Annotated in this window: 16 protein-coding genes; 10 read left to right on the top strand and 6 right to left on the bottom strand. The window is 56.1% G+C overall.

The genetic code is table 11. The features are described 5' to 3' along the window. Window positions 1-439 precede the first annotated feature (439 nt). The 4 genes from WCO56_23265 (at window position 440) to WCO56_23250 (ending at window position 4,440) form a co-directional block, all read left to right on the top strand. Window positions 440-778, top strand: coding sequence for a P-II family nitrogen regulator (locus WCO56_23265; protein ID MEI7732511.1), 339 nt, complete (start codon window positions 440-442; stop codon window positions 776-778). A gap of 66 nt (window positions 779-844) precedes the next feature. Continuing rightward, on the top strand, window positions 845-2,317 hold the full coding sequence (locus WCO56_23260) for an ammonium transporter (GenBank protein MEI7732510.1): 1,473 nt from the start codon (window positions 845-847) through the stop codon (window positions 2,315-2,317). Between the two features lie 711 nt (window positions 2,318-3,028). Then, complete coding sequence (locus WCO56_23255; GenBank protein MEI7732509.1) at window positions 3,029-3,499, top strand: hypothetical protein; 471 nt, start codon at window positions 3,029-3,031, stop codon at window positions 3,497-3,499. Continuing rightward, window positions 3,496-4,440: an ammonium transporter gene (locus WCO56_23250; GenBank protein MEI7732508.1), complete on the top strand. Its 945-nt coding sequence runs from the start codon at window positions 3,496-3,498 to the stop codon at window positions 4,438-4,440. Before WCO56_23255 ends, WCO56_23250 begins: the two co-directional genes overlap by 4 nt. Before the next feature lie 68 nt (window positions 4,441-4,508). Here the strand turns inward: WCO56_23250 and WCO56_23245 are convergent, their stop codons facing one another. From WCO56_23245 to rpmH, 6 genes are all read right to left on the bottom strand, one after another. After that, the gene (locus tag WCO56_23245; protein ID MEI7732507.1) at window positions 4,509-5,795 is read right to left on the bottom strand and encodes a competence/damage-inducible protein A; all 1,287 of its coding nucleotides are present in this window, start codon (window positions 5,793-5,795) and stop codon (window positions 4,509-4,511) included. A 449-nt stretch (window positions 5,796-6,244) separates the two neighbouring features. Beyond that, window positions 6,245-6,694 (bottom strand): R3H domain-containing nucleic acid-binding protein, encoded by a 450-nt coding sequence (locus WCO56_23240; protein MEI7732506.1) that lies wholly within the window; start codon window positions 6,692-6,694, stop codon window positions 6,245-6,247. A gap of 45 nt (window positions 6,695-6,739) precedes the next feature. Then, a complete protein-coding gene (yidC, locus tag WCO56_23235; GenBank protein MEI7732505.1) occupies window positions 6,740-8,494 on the bottom strand; it encodes a membrane protein insertase YidC in 1,755 nt (584 codons plus the stop codon). 10 nt (window positions 8,495-8,504) lie between these two features. Then, entirely contained in the window at window positions 8,505-8,756 is a 252-nt protein-coding gene (yidD, locus tag WCO56_23230; GenBank protein ID MEI7732504.1) for a membrane protein insertion efficiency factor YidD, read from the bottom strand. Further along, window positions 8,753-9,130: a ribonuclease P protein component gene (rnpA, locus tag WCO56_23225; protein ID MEI7732503.1), complete on the bottom strand. Its 378-nt coding sequence runs from the start codon at window positions 9,128-9,130 to the stop codon at window positions 8,753-8,755. The genes yidD and rnpA overlap by 4 nt, the downstream gene beginning before the upstream one ends. 11 nt (window positions 9,131-9,141) lie before the next feature. Further along, window positions 9,142-9,279 (bottom strand): 50S ribosomal protein L34, encoded by a 138-nt coding sequence (rpmH, locus tag WCO56_23220; protein MEI7732502.1) that lies wholly within the window; start codon window positions 9,277-9,279, stop codon window positions 9,142-9,144. 1,082 nt (window positions 9,280-10,361) lie between these two features. Between rpmH and WCO56_23215 the strand changes: the two genes are divergently transcribed. The 6 genes from WCO56_23215 (at window position 10,362) to WCO56_23190 (ending at window position 17,278) form a co-directional block, all read left to right on the top strand. Continuing rightward, window positions 10,362-11,903, top strand: coding sequence for a hypothetical protein (locus tag WCO56_23215; protein ID MEI7732501.1), 1,542 nt, complete (start codon window positions 10,362-10,364; stop codon window positions 11,901-11,903). An 85-nt stretch (window positions 11,904-11,988) separates the two neighbouring features. Continuing rightward, window positions 11,989-13,359, top strand: coding sequence for a gfo/Idh/MocA family oxidoreductase (locus WCO56_23210; protein MEI7732500.1), 1,371 nt, complete (start codon window positions 11,989-11,991; stop codon window positions 13,357-13,359). Between the two features lie 58 nt (window positions 13,360-13,417). Further along, window positions 13,418-13,675 (top strand): hypothetical protein, encoded by a 258-nt coding sequence (locus WCO56_23205; GenBank protein ID MEI7732499.1) that lies wholly within the window; start codon window positions 13,418-13,420, stop codon window positions 13,673-13,675. A 135-nt stretch (window positions 13,676-13,810) separates the two neighbouring features. Next, window positions 13,811-14,431, top strand: a complete 621-nt coding sequence (locus WCO56_23200) for a hypothetical protein (protein MEI7732498.1) — start codon at window positions 13,811-13,813, stop codon at window positions 14,429-14,431. A 38-nt stretch (window positions 14,432-14,469) separates the two neighbouring features. Then, entirely contained in the window at window positions 14,470-16,503 is a 2,034-nt protein-coding gene (locus WCO56_23195) for a radical SAM protein (GenBank protein ID MEI7732497.1), read from the top strand. 244 nt (window positions 16,504-16,747) lie between these two features. Then, window positions 16,748-17,278, top strand: coding sequence for a hypothetical protein (locus WCO56_23190; protein ID MEI7732496.1), 531 nt, complete (start codon window positions 16,748-16,750; stop codon window positions 17,276-17,278). Window positions 17,279-17,551: the final 273 nt, after the last annotated feature.

Here is a 17,551-nt window from a genome sequence, read left to right as displayed (position 1 = left end):
TTATTCAAAAACCTGCAAAAAATCCGCATTGTTAAGTCCGACAGGCTGCTAGTGGATAAAAATAGCCACCTTGGCTGTGCAACAACACGCCAATGCCACTATCCGCTTATGTAAATTTATTTTCAAATACACAATATTCTTTATTGCAATGACTTACAAATGAACATCATCAAAATTTCATACTTGGCACAGCCGTTGCTTAGAGGGTATTGCGCATGAAGAATGTGATCATGAACAAATTGAGCCACCCCGGCGAAACACCGGGCGCCAAGGGGTTTATGGTACGTGCTCGCTCACGGGCCCTGAGCGGACGATTTTTCAACAAAAACGCCAAGGAGGTTGGGGCTGGGTTGCGCGGGGTTAAACTGGAAGTAGTGGACTGGAAAACCGGAGATTGGACAACGAACTTGAACTAAAATTAAAATAGAAAACTGAAATTATGAAAAAGGTCGAAGCAATTATCAAACCCTTCAAATTGGAGGAAGTCAAAGAAGCCCTGAGCGAAGTGGGCATCGAAGGCATGACGGTCACTGAAGTCAAAGGCTTCGGCCGTCAGAAGGGTCATACGGAAATCTACCGGGGTAGCGAATACACCGTGGATTTCCTTCCCAAGATCAAGCTGGAACTGGTCATCGCCGATAACCGCGCGGATGACGCCATCAAGGCAATCGTCAAGGCGGCCAAAACCGGCAAAATTGGTGATGGAAAAATCTTCATCTCGCCCGTGTCGGAAGCCGTGCGCATCCGCACCGAGGAAAAAGGCGAACAAGCGATTTAAACGCACCCGCCTTGAATCACACGAAACAACAAAACCAATTAATCAACCTTTAGCTTTTACCGTATTATGAAAAAGATCTTGTTACTAACGGCTTTGGCGGTGGCGTTTATCGCCAGCGCCATTCCAGTACGCGCCGCCGATGGCGGTGCCACAACCAACGCCGGTCCCAAGGATCCCACGCTGGACCAACGGATCGCCGACCTCGAGGCCTACGTGAATAACGCCGGCCGCCTGGCCGATACGCCGACAAATAACGTGAAGTCCATGATCAGCGGTGCCGGTCCTGGACACAACGGCTGGATGATGACCAGCTCGGCGCTCGTGCTGTTCATGACCCTGCCTGGCCTCGCGCTGTTCTACGGCGGGTTGGTGCGGAAAAAGAACGTGCTCTCGGTGATGGCACAATGCCTCGGCATCGCCGGTTTGGTCACCATCCTGTGGTGGGCTTTCGGCTATAGCTTCGTATTCGCCGGTGGCGACGGAGCGGGAGCGGTGATTGGCGACTTCACGAAACACATGTTCTTGAAGGGTGTGGATTCGAATCCCAACACGGATTATTCCTTCTGGGTATCGCACAACGTCTTCTCCATGTATCAATTGATGTTTGCGATCATCACCCCCGCGCTGATCGTGGGGGCGATCGCGGAACGCATGAAGTTCTCGGCCATCCTGCTGTTCGTGACCTTGTGGATGGTGGTGGTGTACTTCCCGATGGCGCACATGGTCTGGGGTATCAAGGGCCTGATGAATGGCGTGTGGAACGACAAGGCGGCGATCAAGGCGATTGACTTCGCCGGCGGTACGGTGGTGCATATGACATCGGGCTGGTCGGCTCTGATTCTGTGTATCATCCTCGGCAAACGCTTGGGCTTCCCCAAGGAACCCATGCCTCCGCACAGCATGGTCATGTGCATGATTGGCACCGGCATGCTCTGGGTGGGTTGGTACGGGTTCAACGCCGGCAGCGCGGTGGCGGCGGATGGTGTGGCGGCGAATGCCTTCACCACGACGACTCTGGCGACCGCAGTTGCCTCCTTCGTGTGGGCCATGGCGGAATATATAATCAAGGGCAAACCCAGTATCCTGGGCTTCTGCTCCGGCGCAGTGGCAGGCTTGGTGGTGATCACTCCGGCTTGCGGTTTCGTGAACTCCAACGGAGCCATCATCATCGGTATCGCAGCAGGCTTGGTGCCGTTCTTTGCCTGCTATAAGCTCAAAGGCTGGCTTGGTTATGACGACGCCTTGGATACCTTCGGCGTACATGCGGTAGGCGGAACCCTCGGGGCCTTCCTGACCGGTGTGTTAGCCACTGTGGATGTCAATGCCAACCTGGCAACGAACCTGAAAGATATCGTTGGTAAGACCCTGTGGATTGAACAACTCAAGGCGATCGGCTTGACCATCGTACTCGCGGTGGTCGCCACGGTAGTAATTGCCTACATTGTGAAACTGGTGCTGGGTGGTCTGCGACCCAGTGAAGAAGTCGAGACCATCGGTCTGGATCTCGTGGAACATGGCGAAGAGGGTTATCACAGTTAATTGACAGTTTACGTCGGGGCGGCGGTTTGGGCCGCCCCGATTTTTCTGGCACCGCGCCGATAAGGTCGCACCGAGAGGCGACTTCGGCGCGGTAAGCCGGTAAAAAGCAGCAAAAAGACGACACTAAGAAAAAACGGTAGATAGGATGGTATCTATGCCAAAAAACACTCCCATAAGCGGAAACGATCTAGCCAGGAAACTTGCGAAGACGGCGACGGCCATCCTCAAGCTGCGGTTGGGAGATAAAAAGTCGGGGATGCTTACTGGCATCTGCATGAATTTCGCCTCTGCCACGATGATAGTCGGAGGAACTGAAAACTAAACACACAATGGACGGCGCGAGGGCACGCTCGCGCCGTCCTCTTTAATCAAAATTAACTGATTATCCAATGATACACGCGCAAGCCATGATCCAAACCACCCCGGTGACGGCGAGCGCACTCACGGATCGCGACAAAATAAACATAAATAACGGTTGTTGGTTGTTGGCTCTTTGACACACCGGTAAAGCCGGGAGTTTGGTGACGTGAAAATGATCTGCACGCTGATTTCCTCAGGGGTGGGAGAAATCAGTTTTCGCAGTGAGTTAGCTCACGTCCCAGACTTTCCGGCTCTACCGGTGTGTCAAAGTTTTTTTGTACACGTAAAAAGAAAATGACAGTGATCGAAAATACATGTAGAACAGAATAAAAACGTAACAGTACCACCCCCATGAAACGACTACTCCCCCTATTGCTGGGCTTCGGCCTGGCCTTTGTGTTTAACAGCGCCCTCCAGGCCGCCGACCCCACCGTGGAACAACGGTTGGCCGATCTGGAAGCCTACGTCAAAAATACTGCACGCGGCACCAACTCGGTGCTGAGCGAAGTGCCGGGACCGGGCCACAACGGCTGGATGATGACGAGTGCCGCGCTCGTCCTCTTTATGACCCTCCCTGGCTTGGCCTTGTTTTACGGCGGGTTGGTGCGCCGGAAAAACGTGCTGTCGGTGCTCGGCCAGTGTCTTGGCTTGGCGGGCATCGTCAGCATATTGTGGTGGCTCTGCGGCTACAGCCTTACCTTTGGCAAGGGGAATGGCTTGATTGGCGGGCTGGGTTGGGCTTTGTTCAACGGCGTGGATGCCGTGCCCAATCCGGATTACGCTTCCTGGTCTCGCATAATATTTTCGCCATTTACCAGATGATGTTCGCCATCATCACCCCGGCGCTGATTGTCGGTGCCATCGCGGAACGCATGAAATTTTCCGCCGTGATACTTTTTTCGGTCTTATGGATGTTCGTCGTCTATTTCCCGGTCGCGCACATGATCTGGGGCGTGGACGGATGGATGAACGGGCTGGCCAACAATGACGCCAAAATCAAGGCGATTGATTTTGCCGGCGGCATCGTGGTCCACATGACCTCGGGATGGTCCGCGCTGGTGCTCTGCATCCTGATGGGTAAACGGCTGGGCCATGGCCGCGAGATAATGCCTCCACACAGCATGACATTATGCATGGTCGGCACCGGCATGTTATGGGTGGGCTGGTATGGGTTCAATGCCGGCAGCGCCCTGGCCGCTGATTCCGTGGCCTCCCATGCCTTCGTCAACACCACGCTGGCAGCGGCGGTTGGGTGTGTGGCCTGGGCCGCGATCGAATATGCCACCCGGGGCAAACCCAGCGTCCTGGGTTTCTGCTCGGGCGCGGTGGCCGGGCTGGCCACCATCACCCCCGGTGCCGGGTTCGTCAGCGCCACTGCCGCCGTTGTGATTGGATTGACGGCAGGGGTGGCCACTTTCCTTGCGTGCAGCAAGCTCAAGAGCAAGTTTAAATATGACGATTCGCTAGATACCTTTGGCGTGCATGCCGTCGGCGGCACGATTGGCACAGTCCTGGCTGGCGTTTTTGCCACCGTGCGCACCAACCCGAACCTGGGTGCGGATCGCATTAAAGGCCTGGTAGGTGGCACGTTGTGGCTGGAACAAGTCAAAGCGGGCTTGGTCGTGCTGGTCTGGTCGGTACTGGCGACCATCGCGATTGCCTGGATTGTCGGTAAAGTGTTGGGCGGCGTGCGCGTATCCGAGGATGTCGAAACCTTGGGACTCGATCTGGCCGAGCACGGCGAAGAAGCCTATACAGAATAGTACGAAATTTCGGAATGCGGAATGCAGATTGCGGATTGGCAAAATCCAAAATCTGCATTCCGCAATAATTACTCCGCCTTCCGTAATTCGTCTTCAGCAATTACCTGTCGTCTCAACATTTCCAGCACCTGCTGCGACGTCACGTATTTGAACGTTTCGCGATCGAACCGGTTCAACTGCGCCTTAACTACCGTACCCTGCGGCCCTGCCACTGCCATAAAGACGGTACCCACCGGTTTCTCCGGCGTTCCCCCGCCCGGTCCGGCAATGCCGGTCACGGCGACCGCATAGCTCGCGCCGCTCAACCGGCGCGCGCCCTCGGCCATTGCTCGCGCCACGGCCTCACTCACGGCACCGTACTGCGCCAAAGCCGCCGGCGTCACACCCAGGATTTTTTGTTTGGCCGCGTTGGCATACGTGGTCAGACCTCCCCACAAGATTTCTGAAGCGCCCGGCACATTCGTGAGCCGATGGCTGATTAAGCCGCCGGTGCAGGATTCAGCGATTACCAGCGTTTGTTTGCGTTCGGCGAACAATTGCACGATGACCTGTTCCAATCCAGCGTCTTCCTCACCATAGACATGTTGCCCCAGCAGGGGCTGGATAATGGCGATTCCTTCGTTGACAAGTTGCCCCGCGCGCGCGCCGTGCGCCACCAGCCGTACATCCACTTCACCCGGCCGGGCACAATAGCCAATTTCCAGACCGGCTTGGACCAAGCTGGCCAACGGCGGTGCCACCATTTCCTCCACGCGGGACTCGCCGATGCCCGCAGTACGCACGGTGCGGCACGCGAACGGCTCAATCAGCGGCAGACATTCCCGAATGACCGGCATGACTTGCTCGGTAAACATGGGTCGCAATTCACGCGGCGGCCCCGGCAGCATGACCAGCAACGTGGGGCGGGTCGCCTGGCGGAACTTGCCCGCCGGCACTTCCATCACCAATCCGGGCGCGGTGCCGTGGCGATTCATGAGCACCCGCGCGCCCGCCGGCACTTGGGCTTGCACCTTGGTGCTTTCCGGCTGCGGACGCTGGCGGCTGGTAAAAAATCGGGCAATCTGGGACAACACCGCCGGGTCGGTATGCAGGCGGCAACCCAGCAATTGGGCGATCAAATCACGGGTGATGTCATCGGAAGTGGGGCCAAGGCCACCGGTTGCAATGATTAAATCAGCGCGGCCCAACGCTTCCCGCACGGACTGTTCGATGGCCGGGCCGGTATCGGGCACGGCCACCTGGCGCTCGACCACATAACCCGCATCCGCCAGTTGGCGGCAAAGCCACTGTTGGTGCGTATTCAGTACCCGCCCGAGCATCAGCTCGGACCCCGTGTTGATCAGTTCAATGTGCATAGTCAAATTCACCGCCCAAGGAGGCGTAATCACCCACGCCAGAAACTTACCGAAGATCGCGATAATTGCAATTCCTCGCTATTTTGAATGGAACAGGGGTCCAGTTAAATCCGAAATCCGAGGGCCGAAAACCGAAAGAATGCCGAGTTCCGAATTCCGAAGCCGGAATCCGATGGCAGTCACGCGGTTTGCAGCCGGTTTGCGTTTCACATTGAAGCGTGGCGTTTTTCCAGCCCGGCCCCGGCCACAGGTGTTTTCGGATCTCGGATTTCGGATTTCTTTCGGGATTCGGGATTCGGGATTCGGGATTCCGCTGAGTAATCCACCGAAAACAGCGGGGAACCGTAAAAAAAACGCCCTCGGCATAACGCGGAGGGCGTGAGTATGACACCAAATTCACCAAACGATCGCGCGGGTCGCGTGCGAAACCGGAACCGCTGGAGCGGAGCCTACCGTTTTGGACGCAGGAGGATGGCTTTGCGGTCAGTGCCTTCCACTTCCACGCTGTGCGTCTCCACCGTGGGATCATCCTTGATGACGCTATGCACAATGCGACGGTCAAAGGCGTTCATGGGCTCCAATTCGACCACATCGCCCCAGCGCCGCACTTTTTCGAGGGCTTCCTTGGCCTTCTTGACCAGGACATCCCGGGCTTGCAGCCGGTAACCGGCGACATCCACCGTCACCTTGGGGGCGGATTTATCCTGTTGAAAAATCAGGCGGTTGGTGACGTATTGGAGGTCAGCCAGGGTTTTACCCTGGCGACCAATCAAGCGGCCTGGATCATCGGTGCGGATGTCCAGCAACGAGCCTTCTTCGAGTGAGTGTTCCTCGACTGTCACCTCGAACCCGAGGAGTTTCAGCAAAGTTTCCAATGTTTCTTTCGCGTGTACAGGCATAGCAAAATTCAGTTTAACCCGCGTCTCAGCGCCGTTATTGGTCGCTTACTTTCGCTTGACCAGCACCGGTTGCGGCGTCGCCGTCACCGGTGGTTCCGTCTTCGTCAGCTTTGTCTGCGCTATGGTTAGCAGGTTTTGGATGGTCCAGTAAAGCGTTAATCCAGCCGACATTTTGTACAGGATGAACAGGAAGATGAGCGGCATGTACTTCATCATCTTTTGCTGCGTGGGGTCCATGCCGGGGGAGGGCGGGGTCAATTGTGCCTGCCAAAACATGGTCACGCCCATGATGAGCGGCATCGGATTGATCGGGAAACCAAACACGAACGCGACGGTGTCCGCCTGGGACAAATCCCAGGCCCACAGGAAGCTAGCACCGCGCAGCTCGATGGCGCTCTGGATCATGTAATAAAATCCGAAGAACACGGGAATCTGGATGAGCATCGGCAGGCAGCCGCCCATGGGATTCACTTTATTTTCCTTCATGAACTCCATCATCTTTTTGTTCATTTTCTGCGGGTCATCCTTGTATTTGTCCTGGATGACCTTCATTTGCGGCTGCATGGTGGACATGCGTTTCATGGAGCGCGTGCTGGCCTGGGTCAATGGCCAGAAGGCGATCTTAATGATGAGGGTGATGGCGATGATAGCCAGACCGTAAGCCAGCTTGAGCGAATCGTGCAGCCAGTTCATAGCCAGCAGCAGCCCTTTGGAGAACCAGCCGAAAAAGCCGTTGAACTTCATGACATGATCCACATCGTTTTTCATGTCCGAGGCCAGACTCGAGAGCGTGTTGTATTCCTTCGGCCCGGTGTAGAGGGTAAACTCGCGTTCCAGCACGCTGTTGGTGCCGGCGGCTTCCAAGGTCACGGAGGGGTAAATGAGCGCGGCCTGCAAGCCGGGCACTTTGGCGCCGGCCACGATGCTGGTGGGGATATCAGCGTGGGTGGCGATGAATTGCGGGGCCGCCAGTTTGGGCACCGTCACGATGGTGAAGAAGCGATTATGCACCGCCGCCCAACTCACCGGGGCCGCCGCCTCGTACCGCTCGCGCGGCGTGCCCGGGAAACAACCCATGAAACGATTGGCAAACCAGGAGTCGTCAATATGATCCGTGTTGCCGGAGGAATTGATAAAGACCCCCATTTGGAGCGGGTCATCGGTGGCATTAATCAGGGTGGCGGTGCCAGCGATGTATTGCTGCGACGGCAGCATCACCGGGTGGCCGGAACGGTTTTCCATGCGTATTTTCACCTGTAACAACAGGTTGGTACTTGGGCTGAATTCCTTAATCAGGACGACCCCGTTGGTAAGCACTTTTTGAGCGATGATGGTTTGGCCCCGCCGACTCAACTTGAATAGACCATCTTCCACCAGCGCGGAATGCCCGACGACTGCCATGACGGGCAAGGGGGCATCTCTGTTGAGCACCACTCCTCGAATGCCATTGGTTTGATGCCGTTTGGGCAGGATGATTTCCGGATAGTCCCGCAACTCGACGGATTTCAAACCGCCACCGTGCGAGGTAAAAAGGTACTTTATGCCGCCGACTTCGAGCGTTTCCGTGGTTTCCTTGGCTTCAATCTGAAAAGTGGGCGGCAGTGCGGGGGCGGATTGCAAATAGGTGGGCGAGGGCGATTGGTTGGTGACAATCACCTGGTTGGTACCACTGAAGGCACGGGAAAGCTGGTTGGTGCTCGGCGGTAGCTGCTTCGGCGGATACAGTTTGTTCACCAAGGGGAACCATGCCATCAAGATGACAAAGGTGACAACGAGAACAAGAATTGTTTTGCGGTCCATTAAAAAAATATCAGGTTAATTTTACAGGCGGCACAGGGTCATGCCCAAAACCGCCCCACGGGTGACAACGGCACAGTCGGCGGACGGTGAGCCAAAAGCCATGCGCCGCACCGTGCGTTTGGATGGCTTCCATGGCATAGACGGAACAGGTGGGCGTAAACCGGCAGCCGCCGCCCGGCCCGGCCAACGTGCTAAGCAACGGCGAAAACACCGCGCGATACACGCGGACGCCGGCGCATAACAGGTATTGGGCTGGATTCATTGTGCCGGGCTCGCCCACAGCCGGCTTTGGCGCATGGCGGTGAGAAAGTCACGCTCGATTTGTCCAAACGTTTTATTGGCCATGGAAGGGCGGGCCACCATCACCAAGTCCATCGGCTGGGCCAGTTCCAACTGGTGCAGCCGATATACCTCGCGCATCAAGCGCCGACACCGATTACGAATGACCGCGCCCCCCACTTTTTTTGAGGTAACGACGCCCAAACGGCTCACCCCCCCGGATTCCAGCGGCAGCCAATTCAGAATCAAACAACCGAGCACTAGCCGTTTGCCATCGGTTCGTGGACGTGAAAAATCACGGCCCGTCCGCAGGCGCCGGCTGCGGGGCAGCGTAAGCCGGCTGGGGGAATCGGCCATATCAATAGCGTTTATACGGGAGTCAGCCGTTTGCGGCCAACCCGGCGGCGGTTGGCGAGGGTCGCGCGACCGCTCTTGGTGGAGTTGCGATTCAGAAACCCATGCTGGCGTCTCCGACGGACTTTCGACGGTTGATACTGTCTCTTCATAAATTCTAATAATCAATAAATCGGCGGGTTATACTAGTCCAGGAAAGCCCATTTGGCCAGCCCCGGTTTTCCCGCGGAAGCGGCGAGGGTAACAATGAACCGCCCAGTGTCAAGCACGTTGGCATACGATAATATGCGGAAAGTGCGTATGCCTGAACTGATTTCTTATTGCAACCTGCTATTTTAGGGCTGTTTAATTGGCCACTGAGTTCATAAATGATTGCAAGACAGTAGGTTATCTCGTTTGCTCCGACTGACGGCTACGGCTACGTCGCGGGTTAGTGGGGTAGTTTTGGAAATTGTGTGGTTTTTGTGATGAAAATGATTTTATCACACATTTTGTGTCAAAATTGTGTGAAAACGATTTTTTGACACAAGCGCGCAAATCCGAAACCCGAGAACCGGAAACGTTTGCAGAAAAATGAACCGGCAGAAAAATCGGAAGCCGAACATGGCAAAAAAATTATGACCAGAAGATGCCAAATTCGAAGACGGAAGCCAACTTTTGCAGCTAAATTTTCGGGCAGAAAAATCACCGTTAGAAAGTAGAAGCTGGGATTCAGGAGCTGGCGAATCCGAAGACCGCCGCCCGTGAATCGCGCGAATCAACGCGAATGAGGACCACCATTTCGGATTTCGAAATTCGGTTTTCGGATTTATGTTCATGTCATTCATGGCGTCATGGTAGCAGGGACTGGTTGAGGGTGGTTACCTCTCAGAGGAGAATAATTCAAATGCAGACTGCGGAACCCTCGATTTCGGAAGGCGGAATGAAGCCGGTTTTACAGAAATATGAAAACCAAGGATGTAGAAACTTGAAATCAGCAGGCAGAAGATATCGGCCTGGACGTGTCAAACGCACATTTCTGACGGGCTAAATCACCTGCTGACTGGCATCGCCTTGTTTCAGGTCGGTTGACGACGAGGCCAAACCTTGTTTTACTTCGAGCTGCCCACTGTCCTCTTGGCAGCGCTGCTGGAACTGGCGGGCTATGGGTGGAACACAGAACCAGGACTCAAGACAAAGACCCGGCAATCGTTTACACTTGCCGCCCAACCGCCGGCCACCTACGGTCACGGTTGTGCAGACGACTGAAAATCAGGACTCGGTGGGCAGCGCGGCGTCAAGCGGAACGACGCGCAATGGTTGGCCCGGCTTTCTTTTTCGGTTGCTCATCCTGGGCATCGTGGTAGCGGCCTTGGTGCGCGTGTATCTGGTTGCCCAGTGGCATTTGGCTTCGCCGTTCGACTTGGTGTACGAGAGCCCAAACCGGATGACCATCCAGACCATTACCGAGGGGAAAAATATTTATGACGCCGCGCTCTATAATGCCCCGCCATTTTGGATTACCTTATATACGCCGCTCTACCATTACCTGGTGTCCTGGCTGCCGTTCGACGGCCCGAACCGGTTTTATTCCGGCCGGGTTTTAAGCATGAGCTTCATGATCCTGGCGGCGGCATTTCTGTTTGTGGCGAGTCGCCGGCAAAACCGCTTGTTCCCACTCCTGGCTTTCGGAGTTTTCTTTTTGATGCATCCCGTGATGAGCAACACCGTGTTTTTGAAAAACGACAGCGCAGCCCTGTTTTTCTCGGTCGCCGCCCTGGTGTGTGCGACCAAGATCCCCCGCCCCGCCCTGGCCGTGTGTACCGCCAGTCTTTGCGCGATGCTGGCAGCGGCGTGCAAGCAGTCGTACCTGGCGGCAGCGGCGGCGTGCCTGGTTTATTTCTGGATGACCAGCCACCGACAGGGCTTGCTTTACCTCGCGGCGCTGGCCGCACTGACACTGATCGGCGGGGTCTTGGCGCAAATTTGGTGGGGCTCCGGCTTCTGGTTTTGCGTGTTCAAGGCCGCGCGTAATCCACTGGAGTGGGACACTTTTGCCACCAATTGGATGCTGATGCTCAAGCAGCCGGTATTCGTCTGCTTGCTGATCGGTTGGGTGATTTGGCTGGGGGTGCTCCTTTGGAAGCACGGTTCCCGCACCCTGGCCAATCCCTGGCTGCTCTATTTTCTTTTATCCTCACTGGCCCTGCTGGGCTTTGTGGGCAAAGCGGGAGCTTCCACGAACTATTTCATTGAGCCGGTGTTAGCCGGCTTGCTTTGGCTCGTGGCCTCAGCGGACCAGCTTGCGGGGGACATCCTGCGGGAGCGCGGTTTCAAATATGCCACGCTCCTCCTCGCCTTGGGCACTGCCGGTGAAATGTGGAGTGCCAAACCGCCGGCGTACGCCTTCACCACGCCAAGCCACACCGAATTTCTAACCGCTTTTCATGAGGACATGCGGAAGGAGGTCGCCGCCCTGGTCAAAGGGAAGCCGGCGCCGATCATTCTCAATCTGTACGCGGTCCGGCTTGGGCTGGAACTACCGGGATTGGTTTGCGTGAATGATTCCTTGTTGTACCGCCTGCTTTGGCAGCATGGCGCGCTGGCCCCTGGCCCGATGATTGCAGCGATTCAAACGCAGCAGTTTGAGCTCATTATTTTTCCCCCGAATGGTTTGGTGGAAAGCACGCCCGGGCCTTATGAGGAAATCCTCGCCAACATTCGCAAGCATTACACGCTCGCCACGGCTGGCCGGGCCCAGTATTGGGTGCCGCTCAGGCATACCCAAACGAACTGAGCGTGGCGGATTCCTTGACTTTCATTGGTGCCAGAGTTGACACCGGCGGCGGGATTGGCGACACTTTGCGCCACAGAACAATACTATGAAACCAGAAACGAATCGCCTACAACTAGACATCCCTGACATCACCCGCCGGGAATTCATCGCGCGCAGCGGCAAAGTCGCCGCCGGTTCCGCCCTGGCCGGAGTGGCGTTGCCCCATGTGCATGCCGCGGGAGAAAGCCTCCTCCGATTGGCCTTGATCGGTTGCGGCGGGCGCGGGACGGGAGCCGTGGCCGATGCGATGAACGTCGGACAGGGGCCGCTCAAACTGGTGGCCATGGCGGATTTGGTCAAAGAGAAGCTGGCCGGTTCGCTGGGAACGTTGACTAAAAAATTTCCGGAGCAAGTGGAAGTGCCCGCCGAACAGTGTTTCCTGGGATTCGACGCCTATAAAAAAGCCATTGATTGTCTGCGCCCGGGTGACGTGGCGCTGCTGACCACCCACGCCGCGTTCCGGCCCATCCATTTGGAGTATGCCATCCAGAAAGGGGTGAACGTATTCATGGAAAAGTCGTTCGCCCCCGATCCCGGTGGTACGCACCGCATGTTACGGGCCGGCGAAGCTGCCAAACAGAAAAACCTCAAGATCGGCTGTGGGCTCATGTGCCGGCACTCTTCGGCGCGCCAGGCGCTGATCCAGAAAATCCGCGATGGTGAACTGGGGGAAATCCAGTTGACGCGCGCGTACCGCCTGGATGGCGGCGGGCGCACGGGTCCAGCCCAAGCCGGGGACAACGAATTGATCTGGCAGATTCGTCACCCGTATTCTTTCTTCTGGGTTTCGACCGGGCGATTGATTGATTACCTGGTCCACCAGATTGATGAATGTTGCTGGATCAAGGACGCCTGGCCGGTCTCGGCCCACGGTCTGGGTGGCCGCGCGCCGGACAGCACCGATTGCGCGCAGAATTTCGACACCTACTCGATTGAATACACCTTCGCCGACGGCTCCAAGGCGATGGTCAGCCAGCGCGGCATCCCCAAGTGTCACACGGATTTCTCCACCTTTGTGCATGGCTCAAAATGCGGCGCCCAATTTTCCGGCAACATCCACGCGCCCACGGTCCAGATTTACAAGAACCAGCGCATGGAGAATGCCAACATTGTGTGGCGCGCCGACAAAGAGCCCATGACCCCCTACCAGGCGGAATGGCACGTGCTGCTGGACGCCATCCGCAACAACAAGGAACACAACGAAACCCAGCGCGCCTGCTACACCAACCTGGCCTGTTTGATGGGCCGGGCGGCAGTCCACATGGGGCGGATTGTGACCTGGGAGGAAATGATGGCCTCCAATTTCCAATTCTGCGACCACCTGGACAGCCTCACCCTGGACAGCCCGCCGCCCGTGAAAGCGGACGCGCAAGGGCGCTACCCAGCGCCTGTGCCAGGCGTGTGGAAGGAAATTTAATGGCATTTGGCTTGCATCGTTAGGGTCATCGTGCTTATATCAGGGATAAATTTATTTTATGACTCCTGAAGCATTTGAATCCCAACTCAAAACCGCGCTTTCGGCCCGGGACAAACGCCAATCCCTGACCGATCTGGCACGTACACTGAAGAGTCAGGGCGTGCCTCAGGCCGAGGTTTACGAACTGTACCGCGGTGAACTGCGCAAAAACCTGCGCCACGCAGACGTGAACCTTTACGAGCTAATCTCCGAGACCATGGACGCCATTGCCGGACGCTGTGACAAGTCGCATTGGATTTTTGAAGACCGATTATGAGCGGCCGGGGATGAGCGGCTTTACCGGGCTTGAGGCAGCCCTGTGGCAGCTTGCGGGATTTGAATTTGTGCTTGAAAATTGGTTCTCATGAGCTACGCTTACACTCGTTGAGCAAAATCGAAAAAACTAAAAATCATGAGAAATCTTAAAACACAGTTGGTCCTCGCAGGCGTGCTCCTTTTTTCTGTTTCGTGTCTGCAAGCGCAAAAGATCACCGTCAAATCAGGTTCGCTGGAATTCCTCAAAGGCGAGACCGCACTTAACGTCGAATACACGTATGACAACCTCACGGTGGGCAAAGGCACCGAGCAAGCCTACACCGACAAAAAAGTCGCCGAATACAACGCCAAGGAAGCCGGCAAAGGCGACAAGTGGCTCGAAGCCTGGAAAGGCGATCGGTCCAAACGGTTTGAACCCAAATTCGAGGAATTGATCAACAAGCAAATTACCGACCGGAAATTCGCGCTTAAAGTGGGGAAAAATCCCGATGCCAAGTACACGCTGGTGCTAAAAACCACCGGCATGGAGCCCGGCTGGAACGTAGGGGTGATGCGTGCCCCCGCATGGATCAGCACCGAAGCGCAATTCGTGGAAACCAAAGACCACTCGAAAGAGCTTGCCGTCGTCGAAATCCTCAAGGCTCCGGGCCGAGATGCCATGGGCTATGATTTTGATGTGGGGTACCGTCTTCAGGAAGGGTACGCCAAAACCGGCAAAGAACTCGGTGCCTTTCTCAGCAAAAAAGCTCTAAAATAACAGTGGTTTACATTGGCCACTGATTGCGCAGAGCCATTATGCGTGGCGATCAATTTTTTGCCAAGCTGGCAGGTCGGCCGCCGTTTGTGAAGCTCCATCCCCGGATGGCCGAGTTTTTCCAGCGTTACCTGGCGCAGGAAAAGGTCGTGAAGTTTGGCGAACAACAGGTGGTCAATTCCCATTTGCCTCCTTATCCGAGCGGCGCTTTTTCCGCCTTTGCCAGTCAGTTCCAGGCAATGGGTGAATCGGGTGCCGGGCGCCGACTTTTCTCGGTGACGTGGGCGGTGACCAACCGGTGCGGTTTTAACTGTTGGCACTGTTACAACGCCGGTCGCAGCCAGCAGGATATTTCCTGGCCGGATACACAGAAGGTCGCGGCCCAATTGCAATCCCTGGGCGTAGTCATGGTGACGCTGACCGGCGGTGAACCCCTGTTGCGTTCTGATCTGGAACAGGTGGCCTCCTTGTTTGGCGAGCAGACCTGCGTGATTCTGGGCACCACGGGCGAGGGCTTGACCTTGGAGCGTGCCCGGCGTTTGAAAGCCAGTGGCGTGTTTGCCTGTGGCATCAGTCTCGACAGTTCGGTGGAAGCCGAACATGACCGGATGCGCGGGCGACCCGGAGCTTTTCAAACCGCGCTCCAGGCCCTCCGAACCGCCGGAGAAGCGGGTTTGTACCCCTATGTCGTCACGGTGGCCACCCATGAATTCATCCAAAAAGACATTGTCGCCTTTTTAAAATTTATCCAGGCGGCGGGTGCGCAGGAAGTGCATCTGCTGGAACCATGCCCCACCGGCGCATTGACCGGACAGGGCCAGGTGCTGTTGACGGAGGCCGAGCGGACTTGTCTTTTAGGCTGGCAAAAAATGGTAGCAGAACGGGACGATCTGCCAATTCTTTCCTCATTGACGTATTTGGAATCAGCAGAGGTGTTTGGGTGTGGCGCCGGATTGACGCATTTATACATTGATGGCAGCGGAGAAGTTTGCCCCTGCAACCTGGTGCCGATGTCTTTCGGCAACCTCTGCAACACACCGCTGAATGAAATTCTGGACCGCATGGGGCGTCATTTTCAGAAGCCGCGCACCCGTTGCGCGGGACGCACCCTCACACCACAAGTGCATCGGCGCGCCCACCGCATTCCCGCCACTCCGGAAGAGGCGGATGATCTCTGCACCCGCTTTCTATCGCAGGAACATCCGGTGCCGGAGTTTTTCCAGATTCGTGAGGCAGCCCGGGACAAAGCGGGACAAGCGGAGTTGGAAACGGCCTATAATCAAATTCACGGGGACTACGATAATTTTTGGGTTACGGAAGCCGCCGGGCCGGTGGATGCCTTGCTGGCCAGGCTGCCATTGGCCTCTGGATGGGACATTTTCGAGGCTGGTTGCGGCACCGGTTACGCCACGCAAAAACTGGCCGCGCTGGTCGGGCCGTCCGGGCGGGTGACGGCGGCAGACATTTCGCAAGGCATGTTGACCGAAGCACGACGCCGACTGGGCACCGTTGGTAACGTGACTTTTCTGCATGGCGATGCCCTCGAAGCCCTGTCGAACCGTCACTCACTGGACTTGATTTTTACGAGCTGGGTTCTGGGGTACATTCCGTTGGAGGCTTTTTTTGCGAACGCCGTCCGGGCCTTGCGAACGGGTGGCCTGCTGGTGTTGGTGGTTCACCAGCAAAACACCCCACGCCGTCCGTTGGAGATTTTTGCGGAACTGGTGGCCGAAAATCCGGCGGTCCTGCAAAAACAGGTCTTCTTCGATTTTCCCTGGAGCAAGGAAGACTTGTCCCAGCGATTGCGGGCGCAAGGATTAGAACCGGAGTACGTGGTCGAAGGGGAGATTACTTTTCAATACCCAACGGCGAACCAAGTGCTGGAACACCTTTTGAAATCAGGAGCCGGCACCGCTTATTATGATGCCCTGGATCCCATCGCCCGACCCGGTTTGGAAGCCCGTTTTCTGGAGCAGTTGACGCTGGAAAACGGTGGCCAGCCAGTCTATAAAGTCAGCCACAAATACGTGTCATGCATGGCGAAAGCAAAGGCCATCTCTGGCCTTTCCAAATAGGAAAAACGATTTTTTCAAGTGGTCTTTAGCGAAGCAGTTCTGGAGGCTAGCCGTGTCCCATTGAGCGACGAGGGCTGAGAAGCTGAAACACCTCCCTGGCTCGTTCTTAACGCGATCACGCAAGCCTGTAACTTTACCACGAGGATTCGCGTCTAATCTCTCAGTTCGTGTAGAACTAACACGTTACAATCAAGTGAATGCTAACTTTATCCGTGCTTCAAGCTGGTGCGTTGTGTTTGGCGTCATGACATTCGTGCTGTCGGGAATGGCGGCGGCCAAGCCCGCCACCCACGCAAAAACCACCCACGCAAGTGGAACGGACGACACGAAACTCCGCTTGGAGCTGGCCAAAGAGACCACCACAGTCAACGGTCTTATGGGCCAAGTATCTAGCCGCCAGGAACTTAAACAGGATTTTCTAAACAGTGTTGCGCACGAGAGCGGCGTCTCCACGCAAGAACTTGCCAACCAGATACAAAAAACCGGAATGAATTACGGTGATTTGCTGGTGGCCAATGCCATTGCCACCGGGGCCAGCAAAAAGTTTGACCAAGTCGAGGCCAGTCACAGCAGCTTGAGTTGGGCGGAGATCGCCGGCGCTTATAAGGTCGGGCTAGATACGATCATTACCAAGCTGAAAAACGTGTCCGCCGCCGTCGCAAAGGCGGAAAGTGACCTGCAGGCCAAGGATCAGAAAGCGCAGGCAGCGGCAGATAAGGCGGCACGTGATGCGGCGGCGAAGGCGGCCGCCGCCCGCCATCGCAGGCATCGTTGATCGAGGCTAACGCATTGAGGCATAGCTACGCCCGAGGCCTTTTTTGGGCGTAATTTTAATCCTGATGCGGTTGTTTGGGTTGCAGCGGATTAATACCGACACAATACGAGACGCCCAAGAGCACCACAAAGTTACGGTTTTTTTAACAGGGAAATGCCAGGGTTGCATCAAGCGCATTGGGGTGGTACGAAAAATACGAGGTGGGCAGGGTCTGTGGTTCCGTACCCCCACGAACCCTCGCTTCCGGGTTCATGGGTTCAAAGAGCGAAAGTC

Source organism: Verrucomicrobiota bacterium (genome assembly GCA_037139415.1).
GTDB lineage: Bacteria > Verrucomicrobiota > Verrucomicrobiia > Limisphaerales > Fontisphaeraceae > JBAXGN01.
The sequence above is the reverse complement of the archived record's forward strand: the minus strand, read 5'-3'. Positions and strand labels throughout refer to the sequence as shown.

Bases quoted from the DNA above. Each gene is read 5' to 3' on its own strand.
- WCO56_23265 (MEI7732511.1), top strand. From the start codon at position 440: ATGAAAAAGGTCGAAGCAATTATCAAACCCTTCAAATTGGAGGAAGTC.
- WCO56_23260 (MEI7732510.1), top strand. From the start codon at position 845: ATGAAAAAGATCTTGTTACTAACGGCTTTGGCGGTGGCGTTTATCGCC.
- WCO56_23255 (MEI7732509.1), top strand. From the start codon at position 3,029: ATGAAACGACTACTCCCCCTATTGCTGGGCTTCGGCCTGGCCTTTGTG.
- WCO56_23250 (MEI7732508.1), top strand. From the start codon at position 3,496: ATGATGTTCGCCATCATCACCCCGGCGCTGATTGTCGGTGCCATCGCG.
- WCO56_23245 (MEI7732507.1), bottom strand. From the start codon at position 5,795: ATGCACATTGAACTGATCAACACGGGGTCCGAGCTGATGCTCGGGCGG.
- WCO56_23240 (MEI7732506.1), bottom strand. From the start codon at position 6,694: ATGCCTGTACACGCGAAAGAAACATTGGAAACTTTGCTGAAACTCCTC.
- yidC (MEI7732505.1), bottom strand. From the start codon at position 8,494: ATGGACCGCAAAACAATTCTTGTTCTCGTTGTCACCTTTGTCATCTTG.
- yidD (MEI7732504.1), bottom strand. From the start codon at position 8,756: ATGAATCCAGCCCAATACCTGTTATGCGCCGGCGTCCGCGTGTATCGC.
- rnpA (MEI7732503.1), bottom strand. From the start codon at position 9,130: ATGGCCGATTCCCCCAGCCGGCTTACGCTGCCCCGCAGCCGGCGCCTG.
- rpmH (MEI7732502.1), bottom strand. From the start codon at position 9,279: ATGAAGAGACAGTATCAACCGTCGAAAGTCCGTCGGAGACGCCAGCAT.
- WCO56_23210 (MEI7732500.1), top strand. From the start codon at position 11,989: ATGAAACCAGAAACGAATCGCCTACAACTAGACATCCCTGACATCACC.
- WCO56_23205 (MEI7732499.1), top strand. From the start codon at position 13,418: ATGACTCCTGAAGCATTTGAATCCCAACTCAAAACCGCGCTTTCGGCC.
- WCO56_23200 (MEI7732498.1), top strand. From the start codon at position 13,811: ATGAGAAATCTTAAAACACAGTTGGTCCTCGCAGGCGTGCTCCTTTTT.
- WCO56_23195 (MEI7732497.1), top strand. From the start codon at position 14,470: ATGCGTGGCGATCAATTTTTTGCCAAGCTGGCAGGTCGGCCGCCGTTT.
- WCO56_23190 (MEI7732496.1), top strand. From the start codon at position 16,748: ATGACATTCGTGCTGTCGGGAATGGCGGCGGCCAAGCCCGCCACCCAC.